The organism is Ketobacter alkanivorans (assembly GCF_002863865.1).
GTDB classification, from domain to species: domain Bacteria; phylum Pseudomonadota; class Gammaproteobacteria; order Pseudomonadales; family Ketobacteraceae; genus Ketobacter; species Ketobacter alkanivorans.
Map to the genome: position 1 here is coordinate 2,590,084 of NZ_CP022684.1, position 13,230 is coordinate 2,603,313.

17 protein-coding genes are annotated in these 13,230 nt (G+C 48.0%); 8 read left to right on the plus strand and 9 right to left on the minus strand.

Features of this window, described 5'->3' with window-relative positions; genetic code table 11:
- Nucleotides 1-141: 141 nt before the first annotated feature.
- From Kalk_RS21605 to Kalk_RS11140, 3 genes are read left to right on the plus strand one after another with little or no spacing between them, the layout of a single operon-like run.
- The gene (locus Kalk_RS21605; protein WP_267892379.1) at nt 142-270 is read left to right on the plus strand and encodes a hypothetical protein; all 129 of its coding nucleotides are present in this window, start codon (nt 142-144) and stop codon (nt 268-270) included.
- 11 nt (nt 271-281) lie between these two features.
- Nucleotides 282-578: a hypothetical protein gene (locus Kalk_RS11135; protein ID WP_101894320.1), complete on the plus strand. Its 297-nt coding sequence runs from the start codon at nt 282-284 to the stop codon at nt 576-578.
- A 25-nt stretch (nt 579-603) separates the two neighbouring features.
- Entirely contained in the window at nt 604-1,161 is a 558-nt protein-coding gene (locus Kalk_RS11140; protein ID WP_101894321.1) for a hypothetical protein, read from the plus strand.
- Between the two features lie 24 nt (nt 1,162-1,185).
- Here Kalk_RS11140 and Kalk_RS11145 read toward each other — a convergent pair whose 3' ends face one another.
- Nucleotides 1,186-2,109, minus strand: a complete 924-nt coding sequence (locus Kalk_RS11145) for a zinc ABC transporter substrate-binding protein (RefSeq protein ID WP_101894322.1) — start codon at nt 2,107-2,109, stop codon at nt 1,186-1,188.
- 208 nt (nt 2,110-2,317) lie between these two features.
- On the opposite strand from Kalk_RS11145, the gene znuC reads away from it, so the two are divergent.
- The 5 genes from znuC (at nt 2,318) to Kalk_RS11170 (ending at nt 7,367) form a co-directional block, all read left to right on the plus strand.
- Nucleotides 2,318-3,109: a zinc ABC transporter ATP-binding protein ZnuC gene (gene znuC, locus Kalk_RS11150; protein WP_101894323.1), complete on the plus strand. Its 792-nt coding sequence runs from the start codon at nt 2,318-2,320 to the stop codon at nt 3,107-3,109.
- Complete coding sequence (locus Kalk_RS11155; RefSeq protein ID WP_101894324.1) at nt 3,102-3,893, plus strand: metal ABC transporter permease; 792 nt, start codon at nt 3,102-3,104, stop codon at nt 3,891-3,893. The genes znuC and Kalk_RS11155 overlap by 8 nt, the downstream gene beginning before the upstream one ends.
- Nucleotides 3,894-3,895: 2 nt before the next feature.
- Nucleotides 3,896-5,398, plus strand: coding sequence for an FMN-binding glutamate synthase family protein (locus Kalk_RS11160; RefSeq protein ID WP_101894325.1), 1,503 nt, complete (start codon nt 3,896-3,898; stop codon nt 5,396-5,398).
- Nucleotides 5,399-5,403: 5 nt separating this feature from the next.
- Complete coding sequence (locus Kalk_RS11165; protein WP_101894326.1) at nt 5,404-6,096, plus strand: outer membrane beta-barrel protein; 693 nt, start codon at nt 5,404-5,406, stop codon at nt 6,094-6,096.
- A gap of 65 nt (nt 6,097-6,161) precedes the next feature.
- Entirely contained in the window at nt 6,162-7,367 is a 1,206-nt protein-coding gene (locus Kalk_RS11170) for an IS256 family transposase (RefSeq protein WP_101892936.1), read from the plus strand.
- Between the two features lie 38 nt (nt 7,368-7,405).
- On the opposite strand, the gene Kalk_RS11175 is transcribed toward Kalk_RS11170, so the two are convergent.
- The 8 genes from Kalk_RS11175 to Kalk_RS11210 are packed head-to-tail and all read right to left on the minus strand — an operon-like array spanning nt 7,406 to nt 13,221.
- Complete coding sequence (locus tag Kalk_RS11175) at nt 7,406-7,705, minus strand: hypothetical protein (protein ID WP_101894327.1); 300 nt, start codon at nt 7,703-7,705, stop codon at nt 7,406-7,408.
- 18 nt (nt 7,706-7,723) lie between these two features.
- Nucleotides 7,724-8,269, minus strand: coding sequence for a tetratricopeptide repeat protein (locus Kalk_RS11180; protein ID WP_158643445.1), 546 nt, complete (start codon nt 8,267-8,269; stop codon nt 7,724-7,726).
- A gap of 18 nt (nt 8,270-8,287) precedes the next feature.
- Nucleotides 8,288-9,028 (minus strand): sigma-70 family RNA polymerase sigma factor, encoded by a 741-nt coding sequence (locus Kalk_RS11185; RefSeq protein ID WP_101894329.1) that lies wholly within the window; start codon nt 9,026-9,028, stop codon nt 8,288-8,290.
- A 7-nt stretch (nt 9,029-9,035) separates the two neighbouring features.
- Nucleotides 9,036-9,767, minus strand: coding sequence for a flagellar type III secretion system pore protein FliP (gene fliP, locus Kalk_RS11190; protein ID WP_199767894.1), 732 nt, complete (start codon nt 9,765-9,767; stop codon nt 9,036-9,038).
- A complete protein-coding gene (locus Kalk_RS11195) occupies nt 9,764-10,177 on the minus strand; it encodes a hypothetical protein (protein ID WP_158643446.1) in 414 nt (137 codons plus the stop codon). The genes fliP and Kalk_RS11195 overlap by 4 nt, the downstream gene beginning before the upstream one ends.
- A gap of 17 nt (nt 10,178-10,194) precedes the next feature.
- The gene (locus tag Kalk_RS11200; protein WP_101894332.1) at nt 10,195-10,509 is read right to left on the minus strand and encodes a FliM/FliN family flagellar motor switch protein; all 315 of its coding nucleotides are present in this window, start codon (nt 10,507-10,509) and stop codon (nt 10,195-10,197) included.
- 12 nt (nt 10,510-10,521) lie between these two features.
- Nucleotides 10,522-11,232 carry a FliM/FliN family flagellar motor C-terminal domain-containing protein gene (locus Kalk_RS11205; RefSeq protein WP_101894333.1) on the minus strand — a complete coding sequence of 237 codons (711 nt, stop codon included), beginning with the start codon at nt 11,230-11,232 and terminating at the stop codon, nt 10,522-10,524.
- Nucleotides 11,233-11,235: 3 nt separating this feature from the next.
- Nucleotides 11,236-13,221, minus strand: coding sequence for a flagellar hook-basal body complex protein (locus Kalk_RS11210; protein WP_101894334.1), 1,986 nt, complete (start codon nt 13,219-13,221; stop codon nt 11,236-11,238).
- Nucleotides 13,222-13,230: the final 9 nt, after the last annotated feature.

A 13,230-nucleotide genomic window follows, 5' to 3' on the forward strand; every position in this document is an offset into this window, starting at 1 on the left:
AGGATTAGGACGAAAATCCTGCTATTTTCTGAGAAAAAGGTGAGTAATTATTCACACTTCCTTATTCAGTTTTCGTTCATAAAAACAATGCTCTACTGATGGCGTGGTATAGCCACAATCCATCCATAGAGGAGCACGATCATGGGACGCAAAGTAGCAGACGTATACCAAACCAGAAAAGTCGGCGAGATTCATCGCAAGCCCAATTCCACCTGGGTGTTTTGGGTCATTGCCGCCGTCGTAATTTTCGCCATCGCAAGTGGAAACTGAGGTAATACATGATGAAAACATTAACTGGACTACTCATATCGGGTGTAACTGCAGGCAGCATTCTGCTGTCGATGAATGCAACCGCAGGCCGCTACGACGGACTCACCGATGCATTTAATGCTGCGGCGCGAAATGGAGGCATAAGTGACACCTTCAATTCTGCGTCCGGTGCTGGTCGATTAGCGGACAAAGGTCAACTCACCTATGACTTCAACAAAGCCGCCGCTCGTTCTGACGATGCGTTTGACACACCCACCCCTGCACCGAAGCCAACCTGGGATCAAAACCCAAACGGCCCAGGCATGTAGGCAAGGCATTTAAAGGAGATGCACCATGGCCAAGAAAGATGACGATACTATCGGAACCCTGTTCGGTGGCATTATTATTTTAGCGTTGCTATTCAGTTGGCTTGGCATACCCTCCAACACTCGGCAAGCCAACGGGTTTGAAATAGCATCGTTAACCTTGGCAAATGGTGTATTGGCAGGATGGGCAGATGATATTGCTGTTCAACTATTTCACTCAGACAACGTTAGCGCACAGCAGGCCGCCACGGCGGCCTTTCGCGATGCCATTTTACTGGGTGAGCGCCAACACTTATGGGTGACGGTTATTTTCAACCTGATAGGTGCTTTTTTATCGCTCGGGGGGGTTATCGCTATCTGGCTGGCTCGCTCTGCCAGCAGCGCAAAGCAAGCTTTTAGCATGGGATTTTGGGCAGAAATTGCCGAATCCTTCTCATTTCACTTAGGCTACAAAACTACGATTGGCCATTGGGCGGTGTCACAGGAGGAGGTGGGTATTACATTAATGGTAGCGGTTATTATGGGGCTGCTGGCGATTCGCATAAACAAAAGTTATGGAAAAAGGCCTGCAGCCAGTGCAGCGTGAATGGTTCGACATACAGGATCGCATTTACTGAGCGGTTACACACACCACCATTTTTACGTAAACACTGGATATCCATTCGGCGTAACTGCTACCGTCATAATCCCACCCCAGTGGATCAATGGAAACGCGAGTCAAAGGGGGTTGCACATCCACTTTATCAAGCAACGCGCTGGACACACTGGGATCTGTAATAACACAGCGAATTTTGTCTTCCTCTACACGCTTTTTAATCGCCATTAAATGCTTCACGCCGGGCTTAATTTCAGGATCCATCGAGATGGCGCCAGCGGAGTGGATACCCAAATCCTCTTCCAAATAATGGTATGCATCGTGAGACAGTATAAACGGTGCCGCAGCGGTGGACGCTATGGCGCTGGACTGTGTACGCTGCTGTTGCAGGCGTTCAATAAGCCGCGCTTTATTTTGAGTAATGATTGCTGCCTGCTGTGGCTGCAGATCCATCAGCTGTTTAGCAAGGCCATCCACCAGAACCAACGCATTATCCACACTGAACCAAAAGTGGGGATCAAAACCTGCACCATGATGATCATGGTCATCGTGATGCTCCTGGCCATGGCCGTGGGGTTCGTGCAGCGACTCTCGCACCGGCAAGCGAAGCAAATTCGGGCGCGTCTCCCACTCGATTACATTGGCTGCATTGGTCACGATTTTTTTCAGATAAGGCTCACTTGCTGGCCCCAGCCATAACACCAGATCCGCCACGGCAACCGCCTTTAGATCGCTGGGCTTTAGTGCGTAATCGTGTGGCGTGGCGCCTCTGGGCAGCAGCGTTTTCACCTCGATCTCTGCCCCTTGGGTTAGATCGTTTATCAGTAACGTCAATGGCCGCACCGAGGCAACCACTGTCAATGCTGGCGCAGGCGCCGCCTCTACCGATGACACGTATACGGCCAGTGCAAGCACTGGAAACAGGATTCGATACAACATGGGCCGACCCGAGCTTGATGAATTAAGGCTGGGCAGTATATCACCGCTGTATCCATATCTCTGTTACTGAACGAAACTAACTTCTATGGAACTGCTGAGATAAAAGAAGCGTTATACTAGGCCGATATGCCGGTAACACTGCCACCAGATGGCGTTTTGCCCGTTAGCGGTTTAGCATGACCCCAGATTTATTGTATAAGCGGCTTTCATGACCCAAGAATTTCTGTCTCAAGATACCCTGGTTGCACTCCATGACGTTGGTCTGGACTTTAAAAGTCGCCGCGTGCTGGATCATATCTCGTTCAATGTTAACCGCAGGGAAATACTGACCATCATTGGCCCCAACGGAGCCGGAAAGTCCTGCCTGTTGAAAGTCATTTTGGGACTGTATCGGCCAACTCGGGGAACATGCCAGCGGGCGTCGGGCCTGAAAATTGGTTACATGCCACAAAAACTCACCGTAGATGGGAGCCTACCCCTGTCAGTGGAGCGCTTTCTGACCCTGGCCAATAAAGGCGATAACCAGCCCGTAGACGCCGTTCTGCGCCGGGTAGGAGCCCGCAGCTTACGTTACGCCGCTGTGCAGAGCCTTTCCGGCGGCGAATTTCAACGGGTGTTGTTGGCCCGAGCGCTGCTGCGGGAGCCCGATTTATTGGTTTTGGATGAGCCGGCCCAAGGGGTGGATCTACAAGGCCAGCAGGCGCTGTATCATCTATTAGCGCAACTACGGGACGAGCAGGGTTTCGCCATTCTGATGGTGTCCCACGATCTGCATTTTGTGATGGCCCAGACCGATCAGGTGCTGTGCCTGAATCAGCATGTCTGCTGTTCTGGTACGGCGGAATCTGTCTCCAAGCACCCTGAATATCTGAACCTGTTTGCCAACGACGCAGTGGAAGATATAGCTATTTATACTCACAATCACGATCACCACCATGACCTTCACGGCCATGTAGTGGAAGAGCACAACCATACCGAAGGAGGCTGCAAGCATGATTGAGCTGGTCCTGCCTGCCTTACTGGTGGGCCTGCTGCTAACGGCGATTGCAGGCCCCCTGGGTTGCTTTGTGGTATGGGGGCGCATGGCCTATTTCGGCGACACCCTGGCTCATTCTGCCCTGCTGGGCATCGCTTTGGGGTTTCTGTTTGATCTGAACCTGTCCATTGGCGTCATCGCCGTGAGCAGCAGCATCGCTCTGGCCTTAACCGTTCTGCAAGGCCAGCGTTTTATTGCCAGCGACACCTTGCTGGGCATTATGGCCCACGGCACCCTGGCCCTTGGGCTGGTGTTGGTGAGCCTGATGGAAACCGTACGGGTGGATTTGCTTGGATTGCTGTTTGGCGATCTGTTAGCCACCAGCTACGGTGACCTGCTGTGGGTGGGGGGACTGGTGCTGTTCATCGCCGTGACCCTGTATTTCATCTGGACGCCCTTGCTTAATATTGCGGTGAATCAGGAACTGGCGCAGGCCGAAGGCACCCCCGTTGGCTTGGTGCGCTTGTTATTCATGTTGCTGCTGGCCAGCGTGGTAGCCATTGGCATGAAAGTAGTGGGGGCATTATTGATTACCGCCATCTTGATCATCCCAGCGGCTGCCGCCCGTAAATTGGCCCACACCCCGGAGCGCATGGCCATGATTGCCAGCGCTGTGGGTATGGGTGCCGTTGCGTGTGGACTGGGCCTATCCTGGCAGGCAGACACCCCGGCTGGCCCCAGTATCGTGCTGTGCGCAAGCCTGGCTTTTTTGTTGATCTTTATCTTTGCACGCAGAAAGGATGCATAACCATGGAGAGCCTATTGCCAGCAGGTATTAGCGAGCTGCTGTTCACCGCCATGGAACTGATGGCGGCATTTTTCATCTTTACAATCGGCACCACCGCTGCCGCCGTGCTGGTGATGTACATCATCGACCGCAACCAAACCAAACAAACCCTGCGCCGCAATTACCCTGTCATTGGGCGCTTTCGCTATCTGTTTGAACACGTGGGCGAGTTCTTTCGGCAATACTTTTTTGCCATGGATCGAGAGGAGCTACCCTTCAACCGCGCGCAGCGCTCCTGGGTTTACCGTGCGGCCAAAAACATCGATAGCACCGTAGCCTTTGGCTCTACCAAAGACCTTACCAAGTCTGGCGCCATCATTTTTGTTAACACCGCCTACCCGACTCTCGATCAGGATGCAGTGCAAAGCTCCGCTGTGGTGATCGGCCCTGATTGCGATTATCCCTATAGCACCCACGCCATCGTTAACATTTCCGGCATGAGCTATGGTGCGCTCTCTAAACCCGCAGTACAGGCGCTTTCCCGAGGGGCGAAACTGGCAGGCTGCTGGATGAACACTGGCGAAGGTGGGCTTTCCCCCTGGCATTTGGAGGGTGGCTGCGACATCGTATTTCAGATCGGCACCGCCAAATATGGCGTGCGCGATGACCAGGGCCGCTTGAGCGAAACCAAACTCAAGCAAATTGCCGCCCACGACAACGTACGTATGTTTGAACTGAAACTGAGCCAAGGGGCCAAACCAGGCAAAGGTGGCATACTGCCCGCTGCTAAAGTGTCGGCGGAGATTTCTGCCATCAGAGGCATTCCTGCAGGTGAAGCCTCCATCAGCCCCAACCGCCACCCGGAAATACGCTGCGCCGGGGATCTGCTGGATATGATTGCACTGATTCGCAACACCACCGGCAAACCGACTGGCTTTAAAGCGGTACTGGGTGATCCCGAGTGGCTGGATGAGCTATTCACCGAAATCAACGCTCGCGGGGCGGAGTCTGCGCCGGACTTTATTACGCTGGACAGCGCCGACGGCGGCACCGGTGCGGCACCCATGTCGCTGATCGACGACGTAGGGCTGCCCATTCGTGAATCCCTGCCCGAGCTGGTGGATAAATTGGTTGAATATAACCTGCGCGAACGAGTCAAAGTGATCTGCTCCGGCAAGCTGATCACCCCCAGCGCGGTGGCTACGGCCTTATGTGTAGGCGCAGATTTCATCGTAACCGCGCGGGGCTTTATGTTTTCACTAGGCTGTATCCAGGCGCTGCAGTGCAATAAAAACACCTGCCCCACCGGCATAACCACCCACAATCCTCGCTTGCAAAAAGGGCTGGACCCTACCGACAAAAGTGCGCGCGTATTTCACTATCATCACAACCTTGAACATGAAGTAGGAGTCATCGCTCATTCCTGCGGCGTTACGGAGCCACGCCAGTTACAGCGCAAGCATGCTCGAAGAGTGATGGAAAACGGCCGCTCCATAAGACTGGATAAACTCTATCAAAAAGGATAATAACCGTGCTACGACGCTTTCTTATTTGCTTCGCCCTTCTGCCCGCCATGGCGTTCGCAGCAGGTGTTAAAGAGCCACTCTATGGACAGGTCATGTTCGGATCATTGAAATTAAATGACCAGACCGTAAGCTTCGAATCCAACGATGAGGTTTTTGAAGGTGAGCTACCCAGCAGTATTCCGTATTTGGGGGCAGCCGCTCAAGTGATCATGCACGACGGTGTGTTTGGCTATGGCTGGGAAGGCGGTGGCTTCTTCTCCTGGAAAAACCACAGCGTTTCCTACTACGGCACCAGCGGCGGTAGTGGCACGCAAGTTCGCGTTATTGTGGACAACGCATTCTGGTCATTCGAAACGTTCTTTGGCCTCTACGGTAGCTTCAAACCAACTGACCGACTGCGCATGTACGTCGGTGCTGGCCCACTGTTCCTGTTTGCCACCACTGAAGTAGATAATGTGGAAGAACCAGAACCCACTCCAGCTCCCAGCAATACCGTGGTCATTGATACCAACAGCTATAATTCTGACTTCGCACTAGGGGGTTATGCCCGGGCAGGGTTGGACTTTCGCATACAGGATAATATGTGGGTGGGCATGAGCGTTCGCCATATGGAAGCCAGCCTGGATTTGGATAAAACCATCGGCTCGTTTGATATAGACGGCGATTTGTATTTTCTGACGTTTACGCAGAGATATTGAGCCCCTGAAGGTAGTGTTCAGAATTCTGTATCATTTCTTTATCATTAGACCAAAAGAGATGACCTATGACCAAACCTACTTTCGATATGGAAGCCGCCCTCAAAGCCCTGCGTGAAGGCCAAGACCTCACTGGCAAGGACGGCATCCTGACACCCCTGATCAAACAGCTCACAGAGGCCGCCATGAAGGCCGAGCTGGAAGAGCATCTGGCCAACGAGGAAGCCCCTAACCGTAAGAACGGCAAGTCTTCCAAGACCATAAAAGGCCCTACGGGCAGCTTTGAGCTGGATACCCCCAGAGACCGGTCTGGCACCTTCGAACCCCAGCTGGTCAAAAAGAACCAGACTCACCTCACCGATGAATTGGAACGCAAGATCCTGGCTCTGTTTGCCCTGGGTAACAGTTATCAGGATATCCGCGGCCATATTGCCGATCTCTACGGTGTCGAGCTTTCCAATGGTACCATCAATGCTGTCACCGACAAGCTTCTCCCAGAGCTTCAGGCATGGCGTGAGCGAGATCTGGAGGCTATCTATCCGATCGTCTGGCTGGATGCGATTCACTACAAGATCAAGGAAAACGGCCGCTATGTCAGCAAGGCTATCTACACCATTCTGGGCCTCAATATCGAAGGCAAGAAGGAGCTGCTGGGCCTGTATTTATCGGATCAGGAAGGTGCTCACCACTGGCTATCTGTGTTGACCGACCTGAACAACCGGGGCCTAAAAGATATTCTGATTGCCTGCGTGGATGGCCTGAAAGGCTTCCCTGAAGCCATTGAGACCATCTACCCCGACACCGAGATTCAGCACTGCATCATCCACCAGATCCGCAACTCCATGAAGTACGTTGCCTCCAAAAATCAGAAAGCCTTCATGAGTGACCTGAAGTGCGTTTACAAGGCTACCACCCTCAACGCCGCAGAAATTGCCTTGGACGACCTGGAAGCCAAATGGGGCGACAAATATCCAATGGTAATCCAGTCTTGGCGCAGTAAATGGCCGACGTTATCGACTTACTTTAAGTACCCGGATTACGTGCAGAAGGCGATCTACACGACAAACGCTGTCGAGGCTGTACACCGCCAGTTCCGAAAACTCACCAAGACGAAAGGCGGCTTCCCTAATGAAAACAGCTTACTGAAGCTGTTGTATGCCGGTATACTCAAAGCCACCGAGCGATGGACTCACCCGATACAGAACTGGAACCTGACGCTGTCACAGCTCACAATCCACTTCCCAGACCGGCTGGAGAAATACATCAGCTTATGACGCCGCTAGGCTGACACAGAATTTTGAACGCCCTCAAGCTACCTAAGTCCATTAAGAGATTTTACTTTATCAAGGGTCCACCCCCTCTCCTTCAGAACGGAAATAACCTGCCCGGCTATTTCCTTTTCACGTAGGGGATCTAAATTAAGACCACTAAATGCTTGTTCAATGATACCAAGAACGAGCTCTTCCAAATCTTCATGACGAACAGTTAACCCTGCTTTAAACTCAACTCTGTCATTTAGGTTCTCCTCCGCTTTATATGAATCCAGTTTATTAGAATTTCTACGCACCGAAGGCGATACACTAGATTTTGTATCAGATAATCTGGTAACCATATCGAACTTGCATCACCTCTAGACTTTCTCTTTATAAGCAGATAGGAAATGATGGGGATCATCATTTCTATTTACAACTTGCTCGCCCACCCGATCAGACCATGCCACCTTCAAGTTAATCATGTTAGCATTTAACTCAGGGTTAGCAGTGTTCACTTCAACGCCTTGGTCTATAAACGCAATTGCTTCACCCCATTCAGAGTCAAACGCCTTCTCAATCCCACACTTGAACAGATAAAGACAAGATGCATTACCGCTTTGATTTATATTTCTCCATACATTTACAGCTTTTTCCGTTTCATTTAAAAACGAATGAAGTAGCCCCAACTGAAACCATGCCTCAGGAATATCAGGATTCAATTCGAGAGCCATCTCAATATGTAACACTGCTTTTTCCAGCATATTAATCTCTGCGTATTCAGCACCTAGCAGATAATGGAATCGTGCAGAGCCTTCCTCGCTCGCGCCTTGTTTTAACAACAAAATAGCCTTTTCGTGATCTCCTCTCTTACTGGCTATGATTGCCAAATGAAACATCTCATCATTATCCAATCTGATATCCATCGAACTCACTCTCGTCTACTAGGTATTTAATTGAAACTTCTTGTTTGGAGAAAGACTTACTCTAATGTTCTGAACGGCACTAGCGTGTATCTGTGAAACCCTAGACTTTGACAAGTTCAATGCATCGGCGATTTCAGAAAAACTCATATCTCTAAAATAATGAAGATGTATCACTTCTCGTTCTCTATCAACTAAAGACTTGCAGTAACTTAGAATCTTCTTTGTAGCCAACTTGTCTTCAAATTGAACCTGATAAATTAATTTCTTATCAACGGAATCCCCATCATGAAGCGAATCAAGTAGAAAGGATACACCCAGATCGATAGTTAAAGACACAAAATCAGCCAAGCAGCTCACTCCTTTAGGGGACAGAGAATCCATCCTTTCGCGCTGCATCCTTTTCCTTTGCGCATTGTATCCAAATTGTTCAGAATACTTTTCAATCCCTCTCAATATTTCGCCCTTTATATAACGGTATGAAAACGTTGTGAAAACTACGCCCATATCAATGTCATACCTGGAGATTGCCTTAATCAACCCCAAGAAAGCTAACTGTGTACAATCTTCTTTTGCAATACCTGAACTTGCATAGCGTGAATATACAGAATACGCAATAGATTTGGCGTAACCACTATAATGACCAACCAGCTCGTTTCTCAAAAACTCGCTGTTGCTTTTCTTGTAATCCCACCACATTGACAAATCATCATCAATATAATTTAGTCCTTTGCTACCTTTGAGAACCTGACCCTCGGACACAGCCCACCTAAATATAGCTACCGACCAAAGCCTGCGCCACCAGAGCCCAGCCCTCTATCAGAACGAACATTAATATTTTAATGGGTAACGATATTGTCATTGGCGGTAGCATAATCATTCCCATAGACATCAACACGCTAGCCACAATGAGGTCAACCACAAGAAAAGGTAAGAATATTATAAAACCAATCTTGAAAGCTGTTTGTAGCTCACTCAACATAAAGGCAGGCATAAGCGTGGAAAGACCTAGATCATCGACTGAGTCAGGCAGCTGCTTGCGAGATAAGCTAAGTATTAGTGCCACATCTTTTTCTCTAGTTTGAGACACCAAAAAGCCTTTAGTCTCGCTCTTTAAACCATCCAAAAAATCGCTATCAGTTATTGCCTTTTCATTATAAGGAACTAAAACGCGTTCATTGATACGATCGATAGTTGGAGCCATGGTAAACAATGTAAGGAACAAGGCAAAAGCAATAAGCACTGAGTTCGGCGGTGTAGTAGGCATTCCGATAGCATGACGCAACATCGCGAGAACAATAATCATACGGGTGAATGACGTCAGCATCATCAACATGGCTGGAGCTAGTGAGAGTAATGTCAGTAGCACTAATACTTTTAGCGCGTTCGAATATCCCCCCTCATCAGCGGATACATCTATGGCAACACCTGGGAATACAACATCACCAGCTAAAGCGAAATTAGCGAAAACTAGCAGCAACCAAGCGAAAATAACCTTCACAAATATTCCTCAACCTTGTTACTCGCGTCTTTCAGCTTAGTAACAGTGTGACCACTCGCATCTTTAACAACCAAAAAATCAACATCACTAACTTTTATGTGCACGGCAACTACTCCATGTGAAATAGTCTTTTTACCAACCACGGACATATTGCCTTTTGCTTCAGGCGCATTTTCAAAAATCTTGGGCTTAAGGGCTATGAAAATTCCAAACACTAATGAACATACAAGTACAAGTATAAAGCCTTTCCAAAGCCCTATTCCGGCAGAATCTTCTTCTAACTTGAATACTGGTTTCTTATCGGCAAACTTAGAAGCTTCAAAACTACTATCAACAGGAATTGGTGTATTACCACCTGGTCTAAATTGCTCCGCAAAAGCTTGATAGCTCGCTAATAGAAAAAGCATCATTAGCAACCTATAACGCATCATTTAGTAAACACTTTGGTAATCTGTATACCAAAGTTGTCTCCTACGACCATCAGGCTACCAATTGCAACACACTTTCCATTCATCATTAGTTTTAGATCGCTATTTATAGGTGCATCCAAACCCACCAAGGAATTTTCCTTAAGTGAAAATAGGTCGTTGACAGTCAAATCAATCTCTCCCAGCTCAACCGCCAGTCTCACTTTAACATCACCAACAAGGTCAAGCTTATTCTCAACCAACGAGCGACCTTCCCTAGCTTCTTCAAATGGTGAAAGCTCTACACCTTCTACACTAACCGATTTCTGTGTCATAATACCTACCTACTAGTTAACAAGCTTTAGAGCCGACTGTCCATTAGCTAATCCAAGCTCAGCTCGAAATAGAGTTTTACCTGTTTGTGTTTTTAAAATTGCTGGTTCAGTAGAAGCATGCTCAAGGGTGATCACGTCGCCCGCTGAAAGCCGATCGAGCTCACCTAACGTAATTGACGCACCCTCCAACTCAATTTTCAAAGAGACCAAACGATCAGTAACAAGGTCCAAGGGAGAACTGAACTCAGGCACAATATCTTGACTTGAAACGCCATAAAAATGGAAGCACGCTGGAGAGAACATAATAGCGAAACTTCCACCATCATGCTTTGCTACGCAGGACAACCACCCCGACGCATAGCAATCTGCATCTGAAACACCTGCGAGATTTCCTTCGCTAGAGACGAACAAAGAAGAAAGATGTGCTATCGAACGTTCCACCACATAGAATTGATCCGGATACCGTTCAGGGCAGAATTCAACACAATCTATACCGACTAACTTTTTATAGAAGCAACACCAGCCATCATCATTTGCTTCAAGAAAAACGGTAGACCTACCTAACCTTGTGGCATTTTGAACATAAGCTTCAGTGTATGTGTCTAGACTATCGATGGTAACTTCGACATTGATAATTTCTGACCATTGCTTTAATGCACTACGAACAATCTCATACGCTTGCTCAATCTGATCTTTCGAATAGCATCTGTACAAGTAAGACATCAGTCACCTTCCACGAACGCTATTATAAAGTTCTTCAATCATTTCGTTAGTGACATTAAGCACTTGAGAACTAGCTTGATAACCACGCTGAACGACAATAATATCAGCAAACTCTGAAGACAATTCGACGTTTGACAACTCAAGACTACTCGCAACCAAAAAGCCCCCTCCAGCAGAACCCGCGCGTCCTACTACTCTCTCTGATCTTGAACTAAGGCTAAACAACGTGCCTCCAACAGACTTTAACCTAGATGCGTCAGCGACCTGCGCTATCGCTACTGCATCAAGCGTAGCTGTATCTCCATTGAAGTAATCAATAGTTAGGACACCGAAATCGTCAAAAGCCATATTTTGAATTTGACCAGGAGATCTGCCATCAACATCGTCTACTCGAGCGCTTGCAGATCCAGACACGGCGCTCAATCCAGACATATCAATGCTCAGTGAATCAATCATTTTTCCATTATGTTCGACAACAGCAAGTCTCGGACCTACCTCTTCATCTCCATTTGTGTAGAAGACCCTCGCTACGCCGTCTTCATCGAACTCGATTGATGACACCTGTCCTAACAATTTCCCATCATGCCCTGACTGTAAAACAGTAAACTCACCAGGGCTAGAATTGATTGTTGGTTGTCCATTCGTGTCGACCAGCCCAAACTCTATTGATTGATTAGTATCTGACGTCTCGACGGATAGTGCAGACGTAGACACATTCAGATTCCCGTCTGTGTCAAAAATCAAAACGCCATTAGTGACTAAGACGTCACCGCCGGCACTATTTGCTGCGAGCACCCAACCAGAAGCCTCTCTTACAAATCGAACAAAAAAAGTTTCCTCTTCGCCATTTTGGTTAACGTAGTCGAAGACTAATGGTTGATCATCAGGTAACGGGTATGAACCACCGATTTCAATACTTCCATCCAAATTTCCTGCGACTGTGATTCTGGCAGTTTCAACAGACGGAGTTTCCAACTTATCAGCTATACTAAAATCGCTGATTTCACCAACTTCATTTCGAGCGGCGACCACCAAGCCGCTCTCCAAATCTACTAGCTGACCCAAGTCGTCAAACGCATATTCTCCTAGATCGCTTAACGTATACTCGGTATCAGATCGAAGAATCAAACTTGCATTTTCCAAATCAAAACTTGTCAAAACGTCAGAGCTTATACCGTCTGAGTATTCCAATGATGCTCCCGATGAAAATCCATCACTAAGTTCAGATTGTTCTAGGAAGCTAAAGGGATAATAGTCAAACACCAAGGAAGAACTACTTTCTAACGGATTACCTAGACCCGTAAATTCGATGATATGTGGAGGCGATACTTGAGCGCCATCCTCATTAAAAACCCTAACTTCCCACGCGCTCCCTTCAATCTTTGTAAAATTAATGCTTAATCCGTGGCCTCTACCATCACTGTCAAAAACAGTGACCTCAAGCAATTCATCATCTCCCCCATCAAATACGCTATCCAAAGGATCAGACAGATTTAACTCACCAGCCAGCGTAACCTCTGTAGATTTTTCAGCCGGGCTAGACTCATATAAATCTATATTTAGAGCGGATAAACGGCCGCTTTCACCTACAAAGGCAACCTTGAGTCCTGAAGCTGGATCGACTAGAAACCCATCTTCATCGAACCTAAATTGCCCGGAACGAGTATAGAACTCCGAATTACCATCTAACAGCACGAAAAAACCTCTACCATCTATGGCGAGATCTGTTTCTACCCCCGTATCCTGTATCTTTCCTTGAGTAAAACGAGTTGACGTCCCATGAACGTCAACACCGTTACCGATATCATCCTGAAGACCTTGACCAACATCGCCGTTAGATGAACTGGTATGAGAATTCAGCTCTCTGAAGAATACGTCATTAGCCTTAAAACCAGGTGTATTCAAATTTGCAACATTATTACTCAAATTATCGAGAGCCTTTGTGAACCCGACCAACCCGGACAGACTTTTGTACAACGAACCCATCATAATTAAGCC